The 23,712-nt window shown below is 59.7% G+C and carries 24 protein-coding genes; 15 read left to right on the top strand and 9 right to left on the bottom strand.

Annotated features, from left to right (window positions below; translation table 11 throughout):
• Positions 1 to 16 precede the first annotated feature (16 nt).
• Positions 17 to 856: an IclR family transcriptional regulator gene (locus AO388_RS14750; RefSeq protein WP_003432861.1), complete on the bottom strand. Its 840-nt coding sequence runs from the start codon at positions 854 to 856 to the stop codon at positions 17 to 19.
• A gap of 241 nt (positions 857 to 1,097) precedes the next feature.
• Between AO388_RS14750 and AO388_RS14745 the strand changes: the two genes are divergently transcribed.
• The 9 genes from AO388_RS14745 (at position 1,098) to moaA (ending at position 10,479) form a co-directional block, all read left to right on the top strand.
• The gene (locus AO388_RS14745; protein WP_058416664.1) at positions 1,098 to 2,126 is read left to right on the top strand and encodes an ABC transporter ATP-binding protein; all 1,029 of its coding nucleotides are present in this window, start codon (positions 1,098 to 1,100) and stop codon (positions 2,124 to 2,126) included.
• Positions 2,123 to 2,995 carry an ABC transporter permease gene (locus AO388_RS14740; protein WP_058416663.1) on the top strand — a complete coding sequence of 291 codons (873 nt, stop codon included), beginning with the start codon at positions 2,123 to 2,125 and terminating at the stop codon, positions 2,993 to 2,995. Before AO388_RS14745 ends, AO388_RS14740 begins: the two co-directional genes overlap by 4 nt.
• Before the next feature lie 3 nt (positions 2,996 to 2,998).
• Positions 2,999 to 3,793 (top strand): ABC transporter permease, encoded by a 795-nt coding sequence (locus AO388_RS14735; protein ID WP_058416662.1) that lies wholly within the window; start codon positions 2,999 to 3,001, stop codon positions 3,791 to 3,793.
• 17 nt (positions 3,794 to 3,810) lie between these two features.
• Positions 3,811 to 4,101 carry a (2Fe-2S)-binding protein gene (locus AO388_RS14730; RefSeq protein ID WP_058416661.1) on the top strand — a complete coding sequence of 97 codons (291 nt, stop codon included), beginning with the start codon at positions 3,811 to 3,813 and terminating at the stop codon, positions 4,099 to 4,101.
• Positions 4,098 to 5,489 carry an FAD/NAD(P)-dependent oxidoreductase gene (locus tag AO388_RS14725; RefSeq protein WP_058416660.1) on the top strand — a complete coding sequence of 464 codons (1,392 nt, stop codon included), beginning with the start codon at positions 4,098 to 4,100 and terminating at the stop codon, positions 5,487 to 5,489. Before AO388_RS14730 ends, AO388_RS14725 begins: the two co-directional genes overlap by 4 nt.
• A complete protein-coding gene (locus AO388_RS14720) occupies positions 5,486 to 6,670 on the top strand; it encodes an NAD(P)/FAD-dependent oxidoreductase (RefSeq protein ID WP_058416659.1) in 1,185 nt (394 codons plus the stop codon). Before AO388_RS14725 ends, AO388_RS14720 begins: the two co-directional genes overlap by 4 nt.
• The gene (locus AO388_RS14715) at positions 6,667 to 7,719 is read left to right on the top strand and encodes an ABC transporter substrate-binding protein (RefSeq protein WP_003367301.1); all 1,053 of its coding nucleotides are present in this window, start codon (positions 6,667 to 6,669) and stop codon (positions 7,717 to 7,719) included. Before AO388_RS14720 ends, AO388_RS14715 begins: the two co-directional genes overlap by 4 nt.
• Positions 7,720 to 7,868: 149 nt before the next feature.
• A complete protein-coding gene (locus AO388_RS14710; RefSeq protein WP_003367298.1) occupies positions 7,869 to 9,215 on the top strand; it encodes a cation:proton antiporter in 1,347 nt (448 codons plus the stop codon).
• Between the two features lie 265 nt (positions 9,216 to 9,480).
• On the top strand, positions 9,481 to 10,479 hold the full coding sequence (gene moaA / locus AO388_RS14705) for a GTP 3',8-cyclase MoaA (RefSeq protein ID WP_003317890.1): 999 nt from the start codon (positions 9,481 to 9,483) through the stop codon (positions 10,477 to 10,479).
• Between the two features lie 39 nt (positions 10,480 to 10,518).
• On the opposite strand, the gene AO388_RS14700 is transcribed toward moaA, so the two are convergent.
• The 7 genes from AO388_RS14700 to AO388_RS14670 all read right to left on the bottom strand — a co-directional run bounded on the left by AO388_RS14700 (position 10,519) and on the right by AO388_RS14670 (position 19,440).
• A complete protein-coding gene (locus tag AO388_RS14700; protein WP_003367296.1) occupies positions 10,519 to 11,052 on the bottom strand; it encodes a DUF3833 domain-containing protein in 534 nt (177 codons plus the stop codon).
• 17 nt (positions 11,053 to 11,069) lie between these two features.
• Positions 11,070 to 11,588, bottom strand: a complete 519-nt coding sequence (locus AO388_RS14695) for a chalcone isomerase family protein (protein ID WP_058416658.1) — start codon at positions 11,586 to 11,588, stop codon at positions 11,070 to 11,072.
• A 214-nt stretch (positions 11,589 to 11,802) separates the two neighbouring features.
• A complete protein-coding gene (locus AO388_RS29175) occupies positions 11,803 to 12,120 on the bottom strand; it encodes a hypothetical protein (protein ID WP_003367294.1) in 318 nt (105 codons plus the stop codon).
• Between the two features lie 618 nt (positions 12,121 to 12,738).
• Complete coding sequence (locus AO388_RS14685; protein WP_058416657.1) at positions 12,739 to 14,700, bottom strand: methyl-accepting chemotaxis protein; 1,962 nt, start codon at positions 14,698 to 14,700, stop codon at positions 12,739 to 12,741.
• Positions 14,701 to 15,072: 372 nt separating this feature from the next.
• Positions 15,073 to 16,791: a ubiquinone-dependent pyruvate dehydrogenase gene (gene poxB / locus AO388_RS14680; protein WP_058416656.1), complete on the bottom strand. Its 1,719-nt coding sequence runs from the start codon at positions 16,789 to 16,791 to the stop codon at positions 15,073 to 15,075.
• A gap of 156 nt (positions 16,792 to 16,947) precedes the next feature.
• Positions 16,948 to 18,837, bottom strand: a complete 1,890-nt coding sequence (mrdA, locus tag AO388_RS14675; RefSeq protein ID WP_058416655.1) for a penicillin-binding protein 2 — start codon at positions 18,835 to 18,837, stop codon at positions 16,948 to 16,950.
• A gap of 138 nt (positions 18,838 to 18,975) precedes the next feature.
• A complete protein-coding gene (locus AO388_RS14670; protein ID WP_072364800.1) occupies positions 18,976 to 19,440 on the bottom strand; it encodes a winged helix-turn-helix transcriptional regulator in 465 nt (154 codons plus the stop codon).
• Between the two features lie 88 nt (positions 19,441 to 19,528).
• Between AO388_RS14670 and AO388_RS14665 the strand changes: the two genes are divergently transcribed.
• From AO388_RS14665 to AO388_RS14655, 3 genes are all read left to right on the top strand, one after another.
• Positions 19,529 to 20,386, top strand: coding sequence for an SDR family oxidoreductase (locus tag AO388_RS14665; RefSeq protein ID WP_054081802.1), 858 nt, complete (start codon positions 19,529 to 19,531; stop codon positions 20,384 to 20,386).
• 97 nt (positions 20,387 to 20,483) lie between these two features.
• The gene (locus AO388_RS14660; RefSeq protein WP_003367279.1) at positions 20,484 to 20,792 is read left to right on the top strand and encodes an RcnB family protein; all 309 of its coding nucleotides are present in this window, start codon (positions 20,484 to 20,486) and stop codon (positions 20,790 to 20,792) included.
• 168 nt (positions 20,793 to 20,960) lie between these two features.
• On the top strand, positions 20,961 to 21,794 hold the full coding sequence (locus AO388_RS14655) for an AraC family transcriptional regulator (protein WP_003367277.1): 834 nt from the start codon (positions 20,961 to 20,963) through the stop codon (positions 21,792 to 21,794).
• 9 nt (positions 21,795 to 21,803) lie between these two features.
• Here AO388_RS14655 and AO388_RS14650 read toward each other — a convergent pair whose 3' ends face one another.
• Entirely contained in the window at positions 21,804 to 22,388 is a 585-nt protein-coding gene (locus AO388_RS14650) for a LysE family translocator (RefSeq protein WP_003367275.1), read from the bottom strand.
• A gap of 210 nt (positions 22,389 to 22,598) precedes the next feature.
• Here AO388_RS14650 and AO388_RS14645 point away from each other — a divergent pair, with 210 nt between their 5' ends.
• From AO388_RS14645 to AO388_RS14635, 3 genes are all read left to right on the top strand, one after another.
• Entirely contained in the window at positions 22,599 to 23,087 is a 489-nt protein-coding gene (locus tag AO388_RS14645; RefSeq protein WP_003317876.1) for a DUF3828 domain-containing protein, read from the top strand.
• Positions 23,088 to 23,150: 63 nt separating this feature from the next.
• A complete protein-coding gene (locus AO388_RS14640) occupies positions 23,151 to 23,354 on the top strand; it encodes a hypothetical protein (protein ID WP_003367271.1) in 204 nt (67 codons plus the stop codon).
• Positions 23,355 to 23,508: 154 nt separating this feature from the next.
• A complete protein-coding gene (locus AO388_RS14635) occupies positions 23,509 to 23,706 on the top strand; it encodes a hypothetical protein (RefSeq protein ID WP_003367267.1) in 198 nt (65 codons plus the stop codon).
• Positions 23,707 to 23,712 lie beyond the last annotated feature (6 nt).

The following is a 23,712-nucleotide window of genomic DNA, read 5'->3' as shown; positions in this document are numbered from 1 at the left end:
TGAACAGGCATGCAGCCTATTCAACCTGCCCAAACACCTGGCTGGGCCGCCGCAGCGACGGGTCGAACGGGTTGATTCTGGCGCTGATGGCCGTGGCTTCACGCTTGAGCAATTCAACTACGGTCATCAGGCGATCGGGCCCCAGCCGGTCGGAGATGGTCGCCACACTGAGCGCAGCCACTGCACGACCGTTGCGGTCCAGGATCGGCACTGCCAGCCCGGCCATGCCCGGTAACGCGCCGGTGTTTCGCCCGGCGTAGCCCAGACGCCGCACGTTTTCCACCTCCGAACGCAGAAACACCTCGTCGTACAGGTGAAAATCCTTGAGCCGTGGCAGGTTGTAGGCAATGACCGTTTCCCGCTCGTCCTCGGGCAGAAACGCGAGAATCGCCAGACTGCCCTGCCCCACGCCCAAGGCAACACGACCGCCGATGTCGCCGGTGAACGTGCGGATCGGGTACGGGCCTTCGCTGCGGTCCAGGCAGATCGCATCGAAACCGCTGCGTGCCAGCAGAAACAGCGAGTCACCCAGTGACGCAGACAGGCGCAACAGGCTGGGGCGCACCACGTCACGCAGGTTGCCGGTATTACCCGCCTTGGCCGCCAAGGCGAAAAACTCAATGCTCAACCGGTAACGTTTGCTGAGCAGATCCTGCTCGACCATGCCCTCATCCATCAGGCTGCGCAGCAAGCGGTGCGTGGTGGGTTGCGACAGCCCGACACGCTGGGCGAGTTGCGTGACCCGCTCGCCGCCTTCATCACACTCGCCCAGGCAGCGCAGTACCGCGAACAGACGGGAAACGGCTCCCACACCGACTTCAGCTTTCGTAATATTCCGATCAGTGGAATTATCCATGACAATATCTCTTTATATTTCCACCAAAAGAATTAATTCAAAGAAAGATGTTATTCAGTGAAATTCCTTGTTGAGCCCATCCTAGCCTTCGCCCTACTCTCAGTCCACCGGGGCGATTTGAACAATCATCGGTAGCCGACTCAGAGCGAGCGCCAACGTCCACAGAACTGCATGACTTCACTTCGCATCTGCCCATGACAAACGCGTGCTTCGGCGCGCATGCACAAAGGTGGAAGCAGGCATGGCATTTCTGCAGCTCGAAGGTCTCTCCAAACGCTACGGCTCCATTGACGCGGTCGTTGCCACCAACCTGGCCGTCGACAAGGGCGAATTCGTTTCTCTGCTCGGCCCTTCCGGCTGCGGCAAAACCACCACCCTGCAAATGATCGCCGGCTTCGTCGAAGTCAGTGACGGACGCATTGTGCTCGACGGGCGCGACATCACTCACGCCAAACCCAGCAGCCGGGGCCTTGGCGTAGTGTTCCAAAGCTATGCGCTGTTTCCGCACATGACCGTGGCTGACAACGTTGCGTTTGGCCTGCGTATGCGCAAGGTGCCTGCCGCCGAGTTGCACCCGCGTGTCAAACGGGTGCTGGAGCTGGTGCGCCTCGGTCAGCATGCCGAGCGCTATCCGCGCGAGTTGTCCGGTGGGCAGCGCCAGCGGGTCGCATTGGCCCGCGCACTGGTCATCGAGCCGCCAGTACTGCTGCTCGACGAGCCGCTGTCCAACCTGGATGCCAACCTGCGCGAAGAGATGCAGTTCGAAATCCGCCGCATTCAGAACGAAGTCGGCATTACCACGCTGATGGTCACCCATGATCAGGCCGAAGCCCTGTCGATCAGCGATCGGGTGGTGGTGATGCAGGCCGGTCGTATCACCCAGATCGACGAGCCTTACAAGCTCTACGAACACCCGCGTACACGCTTCATCTCGGGTTTCGTCGGCAAGGCCAACATGTTGCAGGGAGATCTGGACAGCAGCGGCATCCCGCAGATTCGCCAGGTGCCCGGCGATGGCAGCCTGACCCTCAGCCTGCGTCCCGAGAAGATCGATCTGGTGTCACCTGGCTGCGGACGACTGTCCGGGCGCATCGTCACCCGTTACTTTCTTGGCAGCCAGTGGCTGTATCGCATCCAGACCAGCATTGGCGAAGTGACGGTAGTACGTCGCAACGACGGCCAGGCGCCGCTGGAACAAGGCGCGGCGGTCGACATGGACTGGCCCACCGAGTTGCTGCGCGTGCTGGATGCCGACGAGGTGCGCGCATGAGCCTGCTGAGCGAAATGCGTCAGGGCGGTCGCGGCTATTGGCTGTCGGCTCCGGCGCTGGCGCTGTATATCGGCTTGCTGGTGTTGCCGCTGGGGCTGACTCTGGTGCTGTCGTTCAACGTGTTCGACTATCAGGTCGGGGTGAAAAGCGACAGCTACACGCTGGCCAACTATATGGCCGTGGTCACCGACTCGTATTTCTATGAAATCTTCCTGCGCACCTTCTGGATCAGCGCGCTGGTCACCCTGCTGTGCGTGCTGATCGGCGTCCCCGAAGCCTACATTCTCAGCCGCATGGGCACGCCGTGGCGCTCGATCTTCCTGATCCTGATTCTCACGCCGCTGCTGATCTCGGTGGTGGTCCGGGCGTTCGGCTGGAGCCTGCTGCTGGGCGCGGACGGCCTGATCAATCAGGTCATCCAGTTCATGGGCGGTCGCCCGGTGAAACTGCTGTACACCCCGTTTGCCGTGGTCATTGCGTTGGTCCACGTCATGTTGCCGTTCATGATCATTCCGGTCTGGACCTCGCTGCAGAAGCTCGACCCCACCGCCGAGCAGGCCGCGCTGTCGCTGGGCGCCAGCCAGACGAAAGTCATGCGCCTGATCGTGCTGCCGCAGGTCATGCCCGGCGTGCTGTCCGGCTCGCTGATCGTGTTCGGCCTGGCCGCCAGTTCGTTCGCCATTCCCGGCCTGCTCGGCGGACGACGTCTGAAGATGGTCGCCACGGTGATCTACGACCAGTACCTCTCGGAGTTGAACTGGCCGATGGGCGCGACCCTTGCCGTGGCGCTGCTGTTGGTCAACCTGCTGGTCATGCTGTCCTGGAACCGCATGATCGAAGGCCGTTACAAAAAAACTCTGGGGGAATGATCCATGTCCAAGAACGGTCCGTTGGCCCTCTCGTTTCATGCGCTGGTGGTGATCTTCATGATGGCCCCGCTGGTGGTGGTGTGCCTGGTGGCGTTCACCCCGGAAAACACCCTGAGCCTGCCCACCACCCATTTCTCGCTGCGCTGGTTCAAGGCCGTCTTCGAGCGCGCCGACTTTATCGATTCGTTCTACAACAGCCTGACCCTGGCGTTCGTATCAGCGACGCTGGCCACGCTGATCGCGGTACCTGCCGCACTGGCAATCACGCGTCATACATTTCCCGGTCGCAATTTTTTCAACGCCCTGTTTCTCTCGCCGATCATCATTCCTCATTTGGTACTGGGGGTGGCGATGCTGCGCCTGTTTGCGCTGATGGGTGTGAACGGCAGCTTCACCTGGCTGATCTTCGCCCATGTGCTGGTCATCACGCCTTACGTACTGCGCCTGGTACTGGCGGCGGCAATCGGCATCGACCGCAGCGCCGAGCACGCCGCCGAGTCCCTGGGGGCCGACCGTTTCACGCTGTTTCGGAAGATCACCCTGCCAATGATTCTGCCCGGCGTGGCAGGCGGCTGGTTACTGGCGTTCATCAACAGTTTCGATGAAGTCACGCTGTCGATCTTTGTTACATCGCCCGCGACGCAGACCCTGCCGGTGCGCATGTATGTCTACGCCACCGAATCCATCGACCCGATGATGGCCGCCGTATCGGCACTGGTCATCGCCCTCACCGCCGCCACCATGATCCTGCTCGACCGGGTCTACGGGCTGGATCGCGTGCTGGTCGGCAAACACTAATCCGGAGCTTTCACGTTATGGCATTGCTGAAACGACTGACCGAACATGATCGCCCGGTTCTGCCCTTCACCCTTGACGGCCAGCCGGCCAGCGGTCTGTTGGGCGATACCTTGCTGACCGCGGTACTGACCGCCAGCGAACACTTGCGCGGCAGTGACTTCAGCGCCGAACCTCGCGCCGGTTTCTGCATGATGGGCGCCTGTCAGGACTGCTGGGTGAGGCTGGGTGACGGTCAGCGCGTGCGTGCCTGTTCGACGCTGCTGAAGGCCGGTCAGGCGGTGATTCGTGAACCGGGGCGCTGCGTATGAGCGATCAGACAATTGCCATTGTCGGCGCAGGACCGGCCGGCATTCGCGCCGCCCAGACGCTACTGGCCCACGGCATCAAGGCCTGCCTGATCGATGAAGGGCTGCGCGGCGGCGGCCAGATCTACCGTCGCCAGCCGGACAACTTCCAGCGCTCGGCCAAGGCGCTCTACGGCTTTGAAAGCGCCAAGGCGGTCGCGGTGCACGACGCGCTCGACACGCTGGCCGCACAGATCGACTATCGGCCGCAGACGCTGGTCTGGAACGCCGAAAATCACCAACTCGATACCCTGCAAAACGGTACCGCCGCCACTGTTGATTTCAGCCACCTGATCGTCGCCACCGGTGCCACCGACCGAATTCTGCCGGTGCCCGGCTGGACCCTGCCCGGCGTGTACAGCCTCGGCGCAGCGCAGATCGCGCTCAAATATCAGGGCTGTGCGATTGGCCAGCGCGTGGTGTTTTGTGGCAGCGGCCCGTTGCTGTATCTGGTCGCTTACCAGTACGCCAAGGCTGGCGCGAAGGTGCTGGCGGTGCTCGACAGCGCGCCGTTTTCGGCGCAATGCAAAGCATTGCCGGCGCTGCTGGGCCAACCGGCAACGCTGGCCAAAGGCATGTATTACCGCGCATGGCTGAGTGCAAACGGCATTCCCGTGCATCAAGGTGCGCAGCTCACACGCATCGACGGGGAAAAACGTGTAGACGGTATTCAATGGCAACGTAACGGCAAATCGGGCCACCTGGCCTGTGACGCGGTCGCTTTTGCCCATGCACTGCGCAGCGAGACGCAACTGGCTGACCTGCTGGGCTGTGAATTCGCCTGGAGCGCGCTCAACCGGGCGTGGCTGCCGACCCGCGACGACTGTGGACGCAGCAGCGTGTCAGGCATCTATCTGGCGGGCGACGGTGCGGGAATCATGGGCGCAGACGCTGCGGAAATGGCCGGAGAACTGGCCGCGCTCGGGCTGCTGCAAGACATCGGTGTGGTGGCAGACACCGCCCGTATCGACACGCTTAAAACTGCCTTGCGACGCATCGAACGCTTCCGCCACGGGCTGGAAACCGCGTTTCCGTTCCCTGAGGACTGGGCCGCCAACGTGGTGGATGACACGCTGGTGTGCCGCTGCGAAGAAGTCTCTGCAGGCGAGATTCGCAGTGCCGTGCAGGATGGCCATTGGGAGATCAACCGGGTCAAGGCCATGTGCCGGGTCGGTATGGGGCGCTGTCAGGGCCGGATGTGTGGCCTGGCCGCGGCCGAGATCATCGCCCGCGAGAGCGGCCGGTCCGTCGAGCACGTCGGCCGCCTGCGCGGTCAGGCACCGATCAAGCCGCTGCCCTTCGGTCTGGGGATGCAGCCCATGGAGAAGCAATCGGTGGAGACGCAACCATGAGCACACTGATTGAAACCGATGCGATTGTCATCGGCGGCGGCATTGTCGGCGCCTCGTCAGCCTTGACGCTGGCCCTGAAGGGCAAGCGGGTCGCCTTGCTGGAACGCGATTTTTGCGGATCGCACTCCAGCGGTGTCAATTACGGCGGCGTGCGGCGTCAGGGCCGTCCGTTGTCGCAGTTGCCCTTGTCGCAACGGGCGCATCAGATATGGGGCAACCTGCGTGAGCTGATCGGCATCGACGGCGAGTACCAGCGCTCGGGCCACCTCAAACTGGCGCGCAGCGAACAGGACATGAATGCCTTGCGCGCCTACGCCGAAGCCAGCCAGGGATTCGGCCTGGATTTGCAACTGCTTGATCGCGATCAGCTGCGCGCGCGTTATCCCTGGGCCGGCGATGTCGCTGTCGGTGCATCGCTGTGCGCCGACGACGGACACGCTAATCCACGTCTGGTATCGCCGGCCTTCGCCCGCGCTGCTCGTCGGGCAGGCGCACAGGTGTTCGAGCAGGCGCCGGTCAGTGAAGTCAGCCACGACAGCAACGTGTTCGTCGTCACCACCGCCAGCGGTCTGACACTGCGCGCCACCTGGCTGCTCAACTGCGCCGGGGCGTGGGCCGCAGCGCTGGCAGCACAATTCAACGAACCGGTGCCGATGTATTCAGGGCACCCGGCAATGCTGGTGACAGAACCGCTGCCGATGTTTATGGACGTCAGCACCGGTGTCGAAGGCGGCGGCATTTATGCCCGGCAAGTGGCTCGCGGCAATTGCGTTCTGGGCGGCGGACAAGGCTTTGCCCTCGACCCGGCACGCACCAGACCGGGACAGGCGGCGGTGCTGGATATCCTGCGCAACGCCGTCGAACTCTACCCGCCACTCGCCGGCGCTCAGGCCATTCGCACCTGGAGCGGAACCGAAGGCTATCTGCCGGACCGTGAACCGGTGCTGGGCCCAAGCCTGACCCGTCCAGGTCTGCTGCACGGCTTCGGCTTTGCAGGGGCAGGCTTTCAGATCGGTCCGGCAGCGGGTGAAGCGCTGGCCGAATGGGTCTGCGAAGGCGCCTCACGGATTTCGCTCGATGCCTTTTCCATCGGCCGCTTTCAGCAAATCGCCCTGCAAACCCCTGCCATCGAACTTGTTACGAACGTCATCCCATTGCACAGAGGAAGGTCGTCCCTATGAAAAGTACCAAACGTCTCGCCCTCACCGGGCTGTCCTGCCTGCCGCTGGCCGCCGCACTTCTGTCCACGCCTGTCATGGCCGAAACCACGCTGTACCTGGGCATGAACGGTGGGACCATGGAGCGCCTTTATGCCGATCAGGTGCTGCCGGCTTTCGAGAAGGCCAACAACGTCAAGGTGGTGATCGTGCCTGGCACATCGGCCGACATCCTCGCCAAGGTTCAGGCGAGTAAGGACAACCCGCAGATGCACGTCATCTTTCTCGACGACGGCATCATGTATCGGGCTATTTCCATGGGCCTGTGCGACACGCTGCAGCCGAGCGCCAGTCTGGCCGACCTGCCTGCCAAGGCCAAAATCAAGGAACAGGCAGCAGCCGTCAGCCTGGGCGTGACCGGCCTGGCCTACAACACACGGATGTTCAAGGAGCAGGGCTGGAGCGCGCCCACCTCGTGGATGGACCTGGCCGATAAACGTTTCAAGGACAAGGTGGTGTTCCAGTCACTGGCCTCCTCGACCTTCGGCCTGCATGGCTTTCTGATGTTCAACCGTATCCAGGGCGGCAGCGAGAAAGACGTCGAACCCGGCTTCAAGGCCTGGCCGAAGACCATCGGCCCGAACGTACTGGAATACATCGCCAGCTCGGCCAAGATCTCGGAAATGGTGCAGACCGACGAAGCCGCCCTGTTCCCGCTGACACCCACCCAGGTCACCGCGCTGAAGATCAAGGGTGTACCGGTGGAATATGCATCGCCCAAGGAAGGCGGCGTGGTGTTGAACGTGGCTGAATGTGCGATAGCCAATAACAACCAGCCGGAGCTGGCCCAGAAGCTGGCGGCCTACCTGCTGACACCAGAAGCACAGGCGCCTGCGCTGGAGTTCGGTGACCAGATCCCGTCGAACCCGAAAACCCCGACCACTGACAAGACACGCAGTCAGGTCGAGGCCATGGAGAAGTACCTGGAAACGGCGGTGACCATCGACTGGGATCAGGTCAATCAGATCCGTCCCGAGTGGAACGCACGCTGGAGCCGCAGCATCGAGCGCTAGAGGTCCACGGCGACGCCGAAAGGCATCGCCGTGCGTAAAAGACGCAGGCTGATTGCCATCCGGCAAATTATTTCAACTTATTACCGTGCACGGGAGTCCCACCGTTACGCCCTCTGCTTCGGGCGCATTTTGACGGTGGTTCTTTCCCTATGAGTTTTATTGTCTGCATGGGCGTGCTTGGCGTGCTGTTGATGCTATTGGCGCTCACTTCCTCTTACCTGCGCTGGATGCCAGTGACCACATCGGCCGTGTGCCTGGGATTCGGCTTCGGCATCGGCCCGATGGGCCTGGATATCGTCGATCTGGATTTCGAGAAATCCTACGAGTGGCTGGAACGCCTGACCGAAGTGGCGGTGCTGTTTTCGCTGTTCGGTACGGGCATCAAGTTGCGCCTGCCCTTGCGCGGCAAAGCCTGGCATTCAGCCTATTGGCTGGCCGGGCCGGTGATGCTGGCGACCATCGCTGGCGTGACGGTCGCGGGGCACTACATCATTGGCCTGGACTGGGGCGTGTCTTTGTTGCTCGGCGCGATGCTGTCGCCGACGGACCCGGTACTGGCCGGGATGGTCCAGGTCAACAATGCCCGGGATCAGGACCGCCTGCGCTTCGGCCTGTCCGGCGAAGCGGGCCTCAACGACGGGACCGCGTTTCCATTCGTGATTTTTGCCTTGCTGTACCTGAGTTCCGGGGGCGCGATGGGCGACTGGGTCCAGGGATGGCTGATCAAGGATTTGATCTGGGCGGTGCCGGCCGGTCTGTTGATTGGTTACGGGATGGGCCGCGGGGTCGGCCATCTGATGATCTTTCTGCGCATCAAGAACGCCGACAGCACCACCTCGCCCAATGACTTTCTGGCGCTGGCACTGATCGCCCTGGCTTATGTCGTTGCGCAAAGCGTGGGTGCCTTTGGCTTTCTTTCGGTATTTGCCGCCGGATTCGGGCTGCGTCAGGCTGAGGTACGTGTCACGCGGTCAGAGCTGCCGTCCGAGCACGTCGCGCAGCCGGTCCTCGGGCATATGACGTCCTCCCTCGAGCAGGGCACGGTCGCGCAGGTCGACGACATGAGCGACTCGCAACTGGCTGCCGGCGTGATGATGGGCGATATGCTGGCGTTCGGTAGTCTGGTGGAGCGCGCCATGGAAGTCCTGCTGATCACCCTGCTGGGCGCGGCGCTGGCGATGTACTGGGACTGGCGAGCCATTGGCCTGGGTATCGCGCTGTTCTGCGTGATTCGTCCTGCCAGCGTCTGGTTGCTGGTGAGTCGTCGCCTGCTCAATGTCCGACAAAAAGCACTGGTTGGCTGGTTCGGTATTCGTGGGATCGGCAGTCTTTATTACCTGTGTTTTGCCTTGTCGCATGGTCTGGCACACGATGTCGGCCACGTCGTCGTTGGCATGACCCTCTCGGTCGTCGCCCTGAGCATTCTGGTACACGGCATCAGTATCCAGCCTTTGCTGGAGCGTTACGAGCGCAGTTCCGCCGCCAGGCCTGATTGATCAGTCATCAAGGCAAAGCGCCATAGAGCGTGTCGATGAGCGTATTGGAACAAGCAATTGGACTGCGGCATTTCGACTCGGTTAGCGTGGCGTCATCCGGCCAGTGCAAACCGCAATGCGTGCGGCTACTATGTTTATACGCACAAGGCACTTTGCCAGCCTGCGATCAGGTGTGAAATTGGCGCATTACAAATTGGCTGAACCCTTGTCACGCACTGGCCTCCAAACCCGGTAATACAGCCCACTCGATTATTTAGAAGGTGAAATGTCAGAACCCGTCCTGATGGACCGCTTTGCACGTAAGGTCGATTATCTGCGCATGTCGGTCACCGACCGCTGCGATTTTCGCTGCGTGTACTGCATGGCCGAAGAGATGACGTTTCTGCCTCGGCAACAGATTCTGTCGCTGGAGGAGATCCTCCAGGTGGCCGAGCGCTTCGTGGCACTGGGCACGCGCAAGATTCGTCTGACCGGTGGTGAACCGCTGGTACGCGCAGGTGTGGTCGGGCTTTGCGAGAAGATCGCCGCCCTGCCCGGCCTGCGTGAGTTGTGCATGACCACCAACGGTTCGCAGCTGGACAAACTGGCTGCCCCGCTGTTCAAGGCCGGCGTCACGCGCCTGAACATCAGCCTGGACAGCCTCGATCCACAGCGTTTCCGCGAGCTGACCCGCACAGGCGATCTGCACAAGGTGATTGCCGGCATCGATGCCGCCAACGCCGCCGGTTTTGTGCACACCAAGCTCAACTGCGTGGTGATGCATGGTCGCAACGATGATGAGATCAACGACCTGCTGGCGTTCGCCATCGATCGCAACCTGGACGTTTCGTTTATCGAAGAAATGCCGCTGGGCATCATCAGCGAACACAGCCGCGCCGAATCCTTCTACTCCAGCGATCAGGTGCGCGAACGCATTGCCGAACGTTACACGCTGGTGCCTTCCACTGACTCGACTCAAGGGCCATCGCGCTACTGGCGCCTGGCCGAGGCACCGGGCATTCGCATCGGCTTCATCTCGCCGCACAGCCACAACTTCTGCGGCACCTGCAATCGCGTGCGCATGACCGTCGAAGGTCGCTTGCTGCTGTGCCTGGGCAACGAGCATTCCGTGGATTTGAAGGCGGTATTGCGCGCCAATCCCGGCCAGCCGGAAAAGCTGGAAAAAGCCATCATCGACGCCATGCAGCTCAAGCCGTGGAGCCACAACTTCACCCACGACGATGGCGTGCAGGTGGTGCGCTTCATGAATATGACGGGCGGCTGACAGCCGCCCTGAAGGATGACGCCTCGTATGAGGCGTTATTTATTTACCGGCCTTGCGAAAGAACAAGGTGATCTGCCCGACTTCGACACCCAGCTTGGTCATCGACGAACGATTGGCCATGGTCTGCTTGTCGATCAGGTACATCCAGTCATCCAGGCTCACGTCATACTCGGTGCCATCCACCGGCAACCTGAGCACATAGTTCCAATGGAAGCTGTTGCCTGACACTTCGCCATAGGCCTCGCCAACCACGTCACCTGCCGTGCCCTTCCAGCGCCCCGGACCATCGGGACGCAAGCGCCACTCCCGGACCTGTTTGGTGCCATCGCTGTAGCTGAAGGCCTCGTGCATGACCAGCACTTCGCCTTCACTGTGCCCGTCGATCACCACGGTAAAGCGCTTGGTGACTTCACCGGAGCGCTTTTGAAACATTCCCCAGGCCTCGACACGCCCGGTGAAGTACTGTCGCAGATCGAGCTTGGGCTCTTCCTGACTGTAACGGGTTACCGGCACACCGCCGCAGCCGCTCAGTACAAGCCCTGCACACAACATCAACATCCACTTTCTCAGCATGCGCCCTCCTTGATGGGTCATGAGCCGGTACTGCCGAGCAACTGCTCGCGAAGCTCCGGGTTACGGGTTTTCGGGTCAAGCCAGATGGAAAAGAAAGCCTTGGCGAACTGGCTGTCGGGCACCACATGCTGGAGCTTGTCGCCAACATAAAACCGCGCTTCGCGGCCAGGCAGGTACACACCGGTAATCTTCATGCCCGGCTGGACGTCGACAAATGACTGGTTCATCTGCTGGCGCCATTCAGTCAGTTGCTGTTCGTTCACCTTCGCACCGGAAATACGCTTGATCTCATCGATACTGGCATCGACGAGGTCTTCACGATCAATGGCTCGGTGGTAAGTCAGCTCAAGGGCCAGCGGTGCATCCGCGACGAAAGGCTTGGCGGGGCTGAGCAACCTGGCCGTATAGATGCGAAAACCGAACAGACTGAGGTCACCGCCACCGACGACCTGAGCATTGGGCAATGCCTCACGCCAATCCGCCGAAGCGCCAGCGCTGAGCAACATCATCAACCATAACCATCGTGGCGCACGCATCGGCAACCTCTGTTTATGTCATGTGCAGGCACTGCCGTGACAGTCACCACAGTCAGCGAGTGAGAAGAGTCAGAATCGCTGACTCATGGCCGGAATCTATACCACCAAAAACGCTTTGTACAACCTGTAGGCCCTCGCCGTCCCGGTGACGAAAACCAAAAAGCCTGTTCCCGATCAGTATCGGGAACAGGCTTCAGGACCTGCGATGCCCTACTCAGGCAACCTGCGAGTGCGCCTGCCGACGGGTCTTCTGCCACTCACCTTTCAACGCCTGCAGCGTGTTCTCCATGTAGGCACGATCGGCAGCGGCTTTCTTGCCGACATAACCCTGGCCACGACGGAACATCTTCAGGGATGCGCGCAGTTGCGGGTGCGCATCACGAAACTCGTGCTCTTGCGTGAACGGCGACATGGCGTCGACGCGAACTTCACCCGACTCGGCCACCCAGGCGATATGATTATCCAGCGTGTCTTTGCACGCAGCAAACAGACGAGCCAGTTCATCAATAGTCGGTTGTGTGTTGATATTCATGTTGATGCCCCTTCGCTCGTAGACTGTTCAATAATTGATACATCAAGTTCATGCGCCAGAACTTCAGCAATGCACACGATTGAGTGTGCGTCGAATACCGTTCCAGCCCTCAAGGACATGCAGGTAGCCTTGATGAAGAGCCGCTACACAGCGGCATCAGCGTAGAGAGAAGAAGTCACGAAACCCAAAGACCCGGCCCAGGATCGGCAATCGATCCGTTACAAGCATCATGAGGACATTTCGCCAGCTTCTCGCCCTTATCGACGACAAATGCCAGTTCAGCTCCATCAATCTGCCTTGTGGGCAGCCTACATCCGGGAACATCTCGACGGCTTGCCGAGCCTGTTCATCACACCTTTTGCAGCGCTCCCGATCGGGGAGACAGCTGCATAATGCAAAAGGAAAATGGGCACGTCAACGATTATGTAGTGATTATTTTTTATCACTACATAATCGTATGAGGGACGTGGGGTTACGTAAAAAGGTGACTGAATGGTCATGGGGGTACAGGTTATCAAGGGTGGTCAGGGACATCGGCACGACGGCCTCTGAAGACCAGCAAAAAGGCCTGAAAGCGTTCGCTTCCAGGCCTTTTCACAACACACAAACAGCTGACTGTCAGCTCACCTTGAAGCGCCCCACCAGGCCCTGCTGCTGCTCCGCCAGACGCGCGAGTTCGCGGCTGGTGACGGCGGTCTGCTCGGCACCTGCACTCACCTGAATGACCAGCGAGTTGATGTCGTCGACGTTGCGGTGGATCTCTTCGGCCACCAGGCTTTGCTCTTCAGCGGCCGAAGCGACCTGGATGTTGCGGTCGCTGATGGTCGCAATGCCTTCGGCGATCTCTTCCAGCAGTTCACCAGCGCGCACGACGTTGCTGGCACCCTCCTGCGCCTTGCCCAGGGTTTCCTGCATCGACGCGGCAGCGCGTTCCGAGCCGGACTGCAGGTTGGCGATCATTTTCTGGATGCTGACGGTAGAGTCCTGAGTCTTCTTGGCCAGATTGCGCACTTCGTCGGCAACCACCGCGAAACCACGCCCCTGCTCGCCGGCACGTGCAGCCTCAATGGCTGCGTTGAGCGCCAGCAGGTTGGTCTGGTCGGCGACGCCACGAATGACATCGAGCACCGAGGAGATCGAGTTGCTCTCGCCCTTGAGCTCGTCAATGATCCGTGAAGTCTCTTCTGCCTGCACCGAGAGCCCCTGAATCAGGCCGATGGTGTTGTCGATTTCGGTCTTGCCCAGCAGGGTGCTGTTGTTGACGCGCTGCGACATCTCGGCCGCGTCAGTGGTGCTGCGCGCGACATCCTTCACAGTGGCACTCATCTCGCTGATGGCAGTGGCGACCTGATCAGTGCCCTGGCGTTGTTGCGCCACGTTCTGATTGGTTTGCAACGCCACTGCGGAAGACTGCTCGGCGGCGGTGGCAACCTGTGCCGTGGCGCTGCCGATGTCGCGGATGACCTCACTGATCTGTTGCGCCATGTTGTCCAGATTGCGCGAGATCTCGCCGAACTCGTCCTTGCCGACATAACGGGTCCGGGCGGTCAGATCACGTGTGGAAAGTGCCATCAGCGTGCGGTTCACATCGACCACCGCAACCTTGATGTTACGGATGATCACCGACGCCAGCCACAGCACGACGATCAGCATCAGGACGACAATGGCAACCGCCACGTACAGGCTGCTTTGAGCGGAGCTGCGCGCATCCATTGCCAGGCCGACGACGTTCTGGCCAAGCTCTGCCTCCACCTGCGCCATCATGTCGATACGCACGGTCGCAAGGTTGAACCAGTCTTCCGGCTTGACGTTGAGCGGGTCACCCAGCGGAGTATCGAAGCCCAGGCGTTGCAAGCGGGCCACTTCGAGCGATCCTGGTTGCTGCAAAACGGCATTGAGTTTGGTTTTGAAGGCTTCAGGTGACCAGCGCTGGAACGCTTCGAAATACCCCGAGAACTCGCCCAGGTTGCGACTGAAGCGCGATAACAGTGCGGCGTCAAACCGGTTCTGGTTGAATGCCAGACCAAGCAATACACGCTCGCGACCGGCACGTTCCTTCATATCCACGAACTGATTGAGCGAGCTCAGGCCGCGCAATATTTCCGGATCCTCGATACTCGATTCCATTGAGTAAGAGAAGCCGATGAGTGTCTTGATGATGTCGGTGAAGCGCGTACCGGATTCTGTATTGTTGATCCCGAGTGAGTCCACCTTGAGGCGCAGAGCGATCAGCTCCTCGAATGCGCGGTTGACCTTATCAGGTCCGGGAATACCGTCGGTGGACTGGGCGCGCATCTCACTTATAGCCTTGTCGGTTTCCTGACGAAACGTCTTCAGCTTGTCCTGCATGGACTTGCCGCCGCTACCCAGAAATACGCCGCTGGCGCCACGTTCGCGCTGGAGAGTGGTGACTACGTCACTCACTTTCTGTGCGGCGCTGGTGGCTGTCACTGCGCGCCTCATATCACCGAGGTTTTCACTTTTGTCAGCGACGAACAAACCTGCAAAGGCAAGGAAGCCCAATAGGGGGAATATTAAAATAAGCAGCAGTTTCATACTCAAAGGAGCATTTCTAAGCATTGCAGACCTCATGACGTGCAGACTTTTCTATAAAGAATATCCAGGGCGTAACGTTCTGTAGCGTCGACGTTTTTTTTCGCCAGGGACTGTTCGGTAATCAGCCTGCCGTAGCCGATCTTGCTTCCGTATCACTGTCTCGGCTGTCTTCCGGGAAGCTTTACCCACTATTTGAATTTGTTAGTTCAAACAGCGAACTCAATAAAGCACAGGGTGCAAGAAGTTTGGATCCACAAAGAAATGACCGCCTTGGGCGGTTATGATGAGAAGAGAAATATAAATCCACCGAGAGTGTCACCTGTAACGGCGAAGACAATCTCGGTGGATAGAAGTTGCAACTTTTTTCTATTCAACCCATACGTTTTTTATAACTGATTAACGCAGGTTGGTTTTCGCCAGCTCCAGCACTTCACTGCCGCGCCCGCTCATGATCGCGCGCATCATGTACAGGCTGAAGCCCTTGGCCTGGGCCAGCTTGATTTTCGGTGGGATGCCCAACTCCTGCTTGGCAGTGACAACGTCGATCAGCACCGGACCGGGATGATCGAACGCCTTGCGCAAAGCGGCAGGCAACTCTTCGGCGTTCTCGACACGCAGGCCCAGAATGCCTGCGCCCAGGGCAATCCCGGCGAAGTTGGTTTCATGCAGGTCAGTGCCATGCGGCACGTAGCCGCTGGCTTTCATTTCCATGTCGACGAAGCCCAGCGAGCTGTTATTGAACACCACCATCTTGATAGGCAGGTTCAACTGACGAATGCTCAGCAGGTCGCCCAGCAACATGGACAGACCGCCGTCGCCAGACAAGGCTACGACCTGACGATCCGGATGTTCAGCCTTGGCCCCCAGAGCTTGTGGCAAAGCGTTGGCCATCGAGCCGTGGTTGAACGAGCCGAGCAGACTGCGCTTGCCATTCATGTGCAGATAGCGTGCAGCCCACAGCGTCGGCGTACCGACGTCGACGGTAAAGATCGCATCGGCATCCGCCTGCTCGTCAACCAGTCGAGTGAGGTACTGCGGATGAATCGGCGTACCATCTGGCGTCGGGGTGGCCAGCTCGTCCAGTTCTTCACGGGCCTTGGCGTAGTGCTTCAGGGCCTTGTCGAGGAAACGGCGATCGGTGTGCGGCCTGAGCTTTGGCTGAAGCGCCTCCAGGGTTTCCCGCACCCCGCCCACCAGACCCAACGCCACCGGCGTGCGACGCCCTAGCTGGGTCGGATCGAGGTCGATCTGGATGATGTCGGCTTTTTCGGGATAGAAATTCCGATAGGGGAAGCTGCTGCCGAGAATCACCAACGTATCGCAGGACAGCATGGCGTGGTAGCCGGAGCTGAAGCCGATCAGGCCGGTCATGCCGACGTCGAAGGGATTGTCGTATTCGACATGCTGCTTGCCGCGCAAGGCGTGAACGATCGGCGCGCCCAGCGTATCCGCCAACGCCAGAACCTGCTCGTGGGCACCCTCGCAACCCGCACCGCACAGGAGTGTGACGGCTTTGGAATCGTTGAGCATGTCGGCCATCGACTGCAGATCGTTTTCGGCAGGCACCACCCTGGGCGCTGTAGCCTCGATCCATTTTGCCGCGACATCCGGCGCAGCGCTGAGCGCCACGTCGCCCGGCAAGACGATTACCGCCACACCTTTCTGGCTGATCGCAGCACGCATGGCCCGTTCCAGCACACGCGGGAACTGCTCGGGGTTGCTGACCAGTTCGACGAAGTGGCTGCACTCCTTGAACAGCTCCTGCGGATGGGTTTCCTGAAAGTAATCCAGACCGATTTCCGAAGACGGAATATGCGCAGCAATTGCCAGAACCGGCACCCGGTTGCGATGGCAGTCGTACAGGCCATTGATCAGGTGCAGGTTGCCCGGTCCGCAGCTGCCGGCGCAGACCGCCAGCTTGCCGCTGGACGCCGCCTGCGCACCGGCAGCAAAGGCTGCGACTTCTTCATGACGGGTGTGCATCCAGCGAATCGAATCGGTGCGTTCCAAGCTGTCGGTCAGGCCGTTGAGGCTGTCTCCGGACACCCCCCAGATGTGCGAAACACCCGCCGCTGCGAGGGTTTGCGCGAGATGGTCGGCAATGGTCTTGGACATTCCGGGTTCCTTGTCGAGGCAATGATAATGAGTTCGGTAAAACGCGCGCAGCGCTCTGCCACGCCTGTTGTGGTCGACCCGATGCATTCTCGACAGTTCAGAAAACCTGAGCCCTGTTCAGGGCTCGGTCGTTCGGCAAGCGTTTTAAAACGCTGATCAGGCGTGCGGGTTGCCCGGCGCCTTGGTGGGTGTGGCGTACTCAGGCTTGAGCTTGCCCTCGCTGTCCAGCAGCCAGGCATCGAGAATCTCCCGCACCACGGGGCCTGCTACCCGGCCACCCGCCTCGCCGTTCTCGATGGTCACCGACACGACGATTTTCGGATGGTCGGCCGGCGCGAAACCGACGAACAAGGCGTTGTCGCGGTTACGCTCAAGGGTCTTCAGACGGTTATAGCGCTCACCCTGCTTGATCGCCACCACCTGCGCCGTACCACTTTTGCCGGCGATGCGGTACTGAGCGCCCTTGGCCGCATCCCGCGCAATGCCGCGGGGATCGTGCATGACCATCTGCATGCCGGTATTGACCTGATTCCATTCATTGGGATCGCGCAACACGATATTTGGCATCGGATGCTCGTCGACAGGTGCCTTATCACCGACTTCCATCGCCAGATGCGGTCGATGCCAGACACCCTTGCTGGCAATCAGTGAAGTGGCCTGAACCAGTTGCAACGGCGTGACCTGCATGTAGCCCTGGCCAATGCCGAGAATCACCGTTTCGCCGGGGAACCATGCCTGGCGACGCGTGGCCCGCTTCCATTCGCGGGACGGCATAAGCCCTGCAGACTCCTCGAACATGTCCAGCGACACCTTCTGGCCGATACCGAACATGGTCATGTAGTCGTGCAGGCGGTCGATGCCGAGCTTGTGCGCCACCGTGTAGAAATAGGTGTCATTGGAACGCATGATCGCCGTGTCCATGTCCACCCAGCCATCGCCACTGTGATTCCAGTTACGGTATTTGTGGTCGAAGTCCGGCAACTGGAAGTAGCCGGGATCGAAGACCTTTGTCGAGGCGGTCATCACACCGCTGTCGAGACCGGCAATCGCCACTTCCGGCTTGACTGTCGAGCCCGGTGCGTACAGGCCACGCAGCACTCGGTTGAACAGTGGCCGGTCAATGGAATCGCGCAGCGCCGCATACTGTTTGAAGCTGATGCCGGTGACGAACAGGTTGGGGTCGAAGCTTGGCTTGCTGACCATCGCCAGCACGTCACCGGTTTCCGGGTCCAGTGCAACCACGGAGCCGCGTCGATCACCCAGCGCGTTTTCCGCCGCGGCCTGCAAATGCGCGTCCAGCGTGAGGGTGATGTTCTTGCCCGGCACCGGGTCAGTGTGTTTCAGCACGCGCAGCACGCGGCCCTGGGCATTGGTTTCGACCTCTTCATAGCCTACGTGGCCGTGCAGCTCAGACTCGTAGAAGCGCTCGACGCCGGTCTTGCCGATGGACTGCGTGCCGCGATACTCGTTATCGAGATGGGCCGCTTCCTTTTCGTTGATGCGGCCGACGTAGCCGATCGAATGCGCGAAATGGGCGCCCAACGGGTAATGGCGAACGAACTGCGCCGCCACGTCCACGCCCGGCAGCAGGTACTGATTGACCGCCAGAATAGCGATCTGCTCTTCGGTGAGTTCATAGAGCAATGTTGCCGGTTCGAACGGATGACGGACCTGCTTCAGTTCTTTGTCGAACAGAATCCGGTCTTCGTCGGGCAATTCCAGCAGGGTCATCAGTTCGTCGATCACCTTGTGCCAGTCGCCGGCGCGTTCACGGGTCAGGGTCAGGTTGAAACTGGGGCGATTGTCGGCAAGCACTTCGCCATTGCGGTCAAAGATCAAACCGCGCTCGGGCGGGATCGGCAGCACGTGAACACGGTTGTTTTCGGAAATGGTCGAGTGATAGTCGAACTCGGTGACTTGCAGGAAATACATGCGCGCGACCAGACAGGCAGCCAGCAGGCCGACCAGCACCGCGCAGGCAATCAGGCGCTGATTGACCAGCCGCGTCTCTTTTTCGTGGTCTTTCAGGGGAATTGGATTGGGCATTTCTACAGCTTCTCGGTGAAGGGCAAACGGCGCAACTAAACGTGTATATAAAGATTTCGGCGCGCACCATACCAAGAAGCGGCTGATTACAGGCGATCAAGCCGACAATCACAGGATGAAAAATCTGTCAGAAAAGACTCATTCGGGCGTGATCTGCAGCGTATTCGACGCTTCGCGGGCCTGCATGATGCGCGGCAGATTGGTCTCGATCCAGGTGACGAGGGTTTCAACCTGCAAGGCGACCTCTTCGCCCATTGGGGTCAAGCGGTACTGAACATGCGGAGGCACTATCGGCAACGACTTGCGGCTGACGAAACCATCATGCTCCAGATGTTGAAGCGTTTGCGCGAGCATTTTCTCGCTTACCCCGCCGATCTTGCGGCGTACTTCGCTGAAGCGATGCATGCCACCCCGCAACACCACCAGCACCAGCACGCCCCAACGGCTGCAGACATGATTGAGCACCACCCGCGAAGGACAGTCAGTGGCCAGCACCTGGCCCTGACGGACCAGCGCCAATAGCGTCTCGGCCGCTTCCGGCGGGAAGCCTTGCTGCATAACACCTGATTGCCGGGTACTTGATTGCGAAGCGGATTCGCTCATGACACTTACCTTTTTGTACGTACTTACTAAAGGTAAGCATCATGACTATGCTGGCGCTTCCTTTCAACCTGATTCAAGGAATCATTCCATGATCGTTGTCACCGGTGCCACAGGCCAGCTTGGCCGCCTCGTCATTGAACAGTTGCTCAGCCGCGTACCCGCTTCGCAAATCATCGCCGCCGTGCGCAGTCCGGAAAAGGCCGCCGATCTGTCCAGGCAGGGTACTCAGGTTCGTCAGGCCGACTATTCACAGCCTGCGACACTCGACAGTGCATTTGCCGGTGCCGACAAAGTGCTGCTGATTTCCTCCAGCGAAGTGGGTCAGCGCCTGCCGCAGCACAAGGCGGTGATTGATGCGGCCAAGCGCGCCGGGGTCAAGCTGCTGGCCTACACCAGCGTTCTGCGTGCCAAGACCTCGGCATTGAGCCTGGCCAGGGAGCACAGCGAAACCGAAGAGTACCTGAGCGCCAGCGGCCTGCCGTTCGTGTTGCTGCGCAATGGCTGGTACACCGAAAACTACACCGCAGGCATTCCGGGCGCACTGACCCATGGCGCGGTCATGGGCAGTGCCGACGAGGGTCGTATCAGCTCTGCTTCGCGTCTGGATTACGCCGAGGCGGCCGCAGTGCTGCTGACATCGGAAACGACACAGGCTGGTAAGGTGTATGAGCTGGCAGGCGACGAGTCCTACACGCTGTCCGAATTTGCAGCGCAGTTGTCGACGCAGAGCGGCAAGTCCCTGCCTTACGTCAACCTGCCACAGGCCGAATTCGAAGCCGCGCTTATCCAGGCAGGCCTGCCTGACTTCGTGGCCCGGTTGCTGGCAGATTCCGATGCCGCTGCTGCCAAGGGCGCCCTGTTCGATGACAGTCGCCAGTTGAGCGCGCTGATCGGCCGCCCGACCACCCCGCTTTCGGCAACCATCGCCGAGGCACTGAAAGGCTGAGCACAGCAAACCCGATCGAATGATTTGCCACGGTGAAGGTCCGAGTTATTACGAGGCATTAAGCCATCGCCTGATACCAAAGACTGGGAGTCTTCACATGAACAGCAAATCGTTGATCGCCTGCATGACCTTGCTCGGCTGCTTTTCCGCCGTCACCCTGCCCGTCCACGCGGCAGAGACGGCGGACCCGAAAGTCACCGAATCCAAGGACAACGTCCATGAGCTGGAAGTAGGCTCCCGCGTTCCGGAAAAATATCGTCGCAGCGACCTGGAAGTGAAGGACTGGAAAAGCAAAGGCCTGGAAACACCCGCCAAGGAAAGCGAATGGGTGAAAATTAACGACAAGTACGTGCGTTTCCAGAAGGTCAATGGCCAGATCATGGACATCGTGCCGGTCAAGAAGTAAGGCGCAGCCTGCTTCGCCAGTGCTCTGCGTGAACATGTCCGAGCGCCGCAGGGCGCCATTCAGGGCATGTCAGCGCAGAGCTCGTCTCGACAGGCCAACATCGCATGAGCGATGGCCAATGTCGCTCAGCATCCGGTACTCTCGTCGCTCTGCCGACGGGATATCAGCATGAACCGCAACGAACCCAGCAAATCGACCGCAACCCCTTTTTTCTGGCGCGATGAGCACCTTTCGTTCATCGAAGCCCGTTCTGTAGAGGATGGCCGACGGGTCTGTTACGCGCCTCACTCGCATGAAATCTTTTCCGTCGGCGCGATCACTGCCGGACAGAGCACCTATGTGCATGAAAAGACCTCACAGTGCGTCACGTCAGGCACTGTAGTGTTGATGAATCCGGGCGACGTGCATGCCTGCAACCCGATCAATGACCAGGCCTGGTCGTATCTGATGCTCTATGTGGACAGCGGCTGGCTGGGCGACATTCAGGGCGAAACGGGGTTGAATGCCGGGCACGGTTTTCAACCATTGCCCCATACGCACAGCGATGATTCGATCCTGTTCGCTGCATTGACTGCGCTGTTCCAGACGCTGACTGATACGAGAATCGATACGCTGCAAAAACACTGCTCAGCCGTGGCCTTCTTTACCCTGATGCTGGAGTCACTCGGCACGGCACCGGCACGGCCCCGCCCACCATCACCTCGCGTTGCCCGAGCCGCCGAATACATCAACGACAATTTCACCCGGCCCATCAGGCTTTCCGACATTTGTGCCGCAGCCAATCTCTCGGCGTCCTACCTGATTCGCTCGTTCGAACAGCGCTATCATCTGACTCCGCATGCCTACCTGCTCAATCGGCGGATCCAGCATGCCCGCAGACAGCTGAAAAGCGGCAAGATGATCGCCGATGTTGCTCAGGAGGCAGGCTTTGCCGATCAGGCGCACTTTCAACGTGAGTTCAAAAAGCATCTGGCAGCAACGCCAGGGCAGTATCGGCTGTGATGACACGGGTCAGATCAGCAGATATACCGCGCAGCCAGCCAGTAGTAGCGCCATGATGCGGTTGAAGACGCGCACACTTGCCGCGCTGCGCAAGCAATGCCCAAGAAAGCTTCCGGCAAAGACCCAGCAGCCCAGCGACAGATAGCACACCACGCAGTAGATTCCTGCGAATTGCCAGATCAAGGCAGCCTCGCCGTTGGCGACAAAAACTCCCATGCCGGCTATCGAAGCCAGCCAGGCTTTGGGGTTGAGCCACTGCATGATTGCTCCGTGCACCAGCGAAGGACCAGCGCCCTGCTCGCTCATGTTCAGTTGTCCACTGTCGATGGCTAGTCGAAACGCCATGTACAGCAGAAATATCACGCCGGACCACTGAATGATTCGGGTCAGAAAGGGCCATTGCTGCAAGGTTTCATGCAGGCCAAAACCGATGAGCAGCAACAAAAGGGTAAAGCCCAGCGTGGCACCCAACACATGGCGCATGGCTGGTCTGACGCCATAGCGTGCACCGGCACTCAGCGCCACGATGTTGACCGGCCCGGGAGTGATGGAAGAAGCCAGTGCAAACGCGGCCATGGAAATCAGCAGACTCATGGAAAACCCCCTTGAATACGATCGGAAATGACCGGATCAAGGTAGTGACGGCAGCGAACCGCGTATTGAATGAAATTACCCTCAATTCGGTTCAGCCTGCCCGACCCTCTGATGCGTGACCAAAACCATTGCTTTTTTGTCCACTTGGCTTACAAATGCACTGTCATGTGCCTGTCACTCTCACTGCCACCTTTTCTGCGAGCCCGCTCCATGTCCAGAACCGTCGCCATTGCCTTCGCTTGCCTGCTTTCAACCACTGCCCATGCAGCCTGCCCGGCTGCGACCCCGGTCGACACGGCGCGCTGGATCTACGAGAAGCACCAGGATTTTTATCTGAACGGCAAAGGCAGCGCTGATTATTTGTCCAAACCTCTGCTGAGCCTGCTCAAGAAGGACTGGGCGTGCCAGAACGGCGATCAATGCGCCGTCAGTGCCAACCCGTGGACCGATGCGCAGGACGGTGATGTGCAAAAGCCGATCGACTGGAAGCTGGTGTCCAACTCGGACAAGCAGGCGGTGGTCGAAATGACCTATAACCTGGGTTACAAGGATGCCCCTCAACAGCCGGTCGCCAGCCAGACGACACGCCTGCTGCTGGCAAAAAATGCCAACAGTTGCTGGGTGCTGGAGAACCTTCAGGGGCCACAGGGCGTTGCCTTGATGCAGAGCCTGGAGGAATTTCCCTACGAAGGTGATTGATCGGCCTTGAAACAATCCGCCATTCTCGGTATCACAGGCACTTGAATTTCACGAGCGAGCACCATGAATACCTTTGAGCAATCGATTATTGAGGCTGCGCAGGCCGCCACGCCCAATAACACCGATGCCGAACGCGAAGCCGCCAGAGTCGCCGCCACGCAGGCGGTAGCCGAAATCATGTCCACGCGCAGTGGACTGGACCGCACGCTGGCACTGGCCGAGTTGCTGGATTCCTATTCGGAACACGATGATCAGGAAGATGATTAGGCTGATCGGCACGATGCGAAAAAATGATTGGCCTGTTTATTTATCTGCGGCATTAAAGAAAGCCGACCTTGCCGCCGACAACTCGGTTGGGTGGATTGATGATAGCCACCCGTTCATTTAGTGCGCTCGGATGCGACCTATAAGGGCACCATCCGTGCAGATCGAACAAATGCAAGACATCCAGGCCTACGTCAGGCGCACCGCCGACGAGCTAGAGCGAGTTTCGGCCAACCTCGCCGGGCATCTCCTCTACCTCGAGCGAACCTCCCGTGCACATGAAGCGCAAGAAGTCAGTGAGCGGATCATCGGCCTGCGTGCATCCGTAGATGGCCTTCGCGGTGTGTTCCGTTAACCGCCA

The sequence above is a fragment of the Pseudomonas sp. ICMP 10191 genome, from assembly GCF_001467335.1.
Taxonomy (GTDB): Bacteria; Pseudomonadota; Gammaproteobacteria; order Pseudomonadales; family Pseudomonadaceae; genus Aquipseudomonas; species Aquipseudomonas cerasi.
Note: the sequence above shows the minus strand (reverse complement) of the source record. Positions and strands in the feature narration are given on the sequence as shown.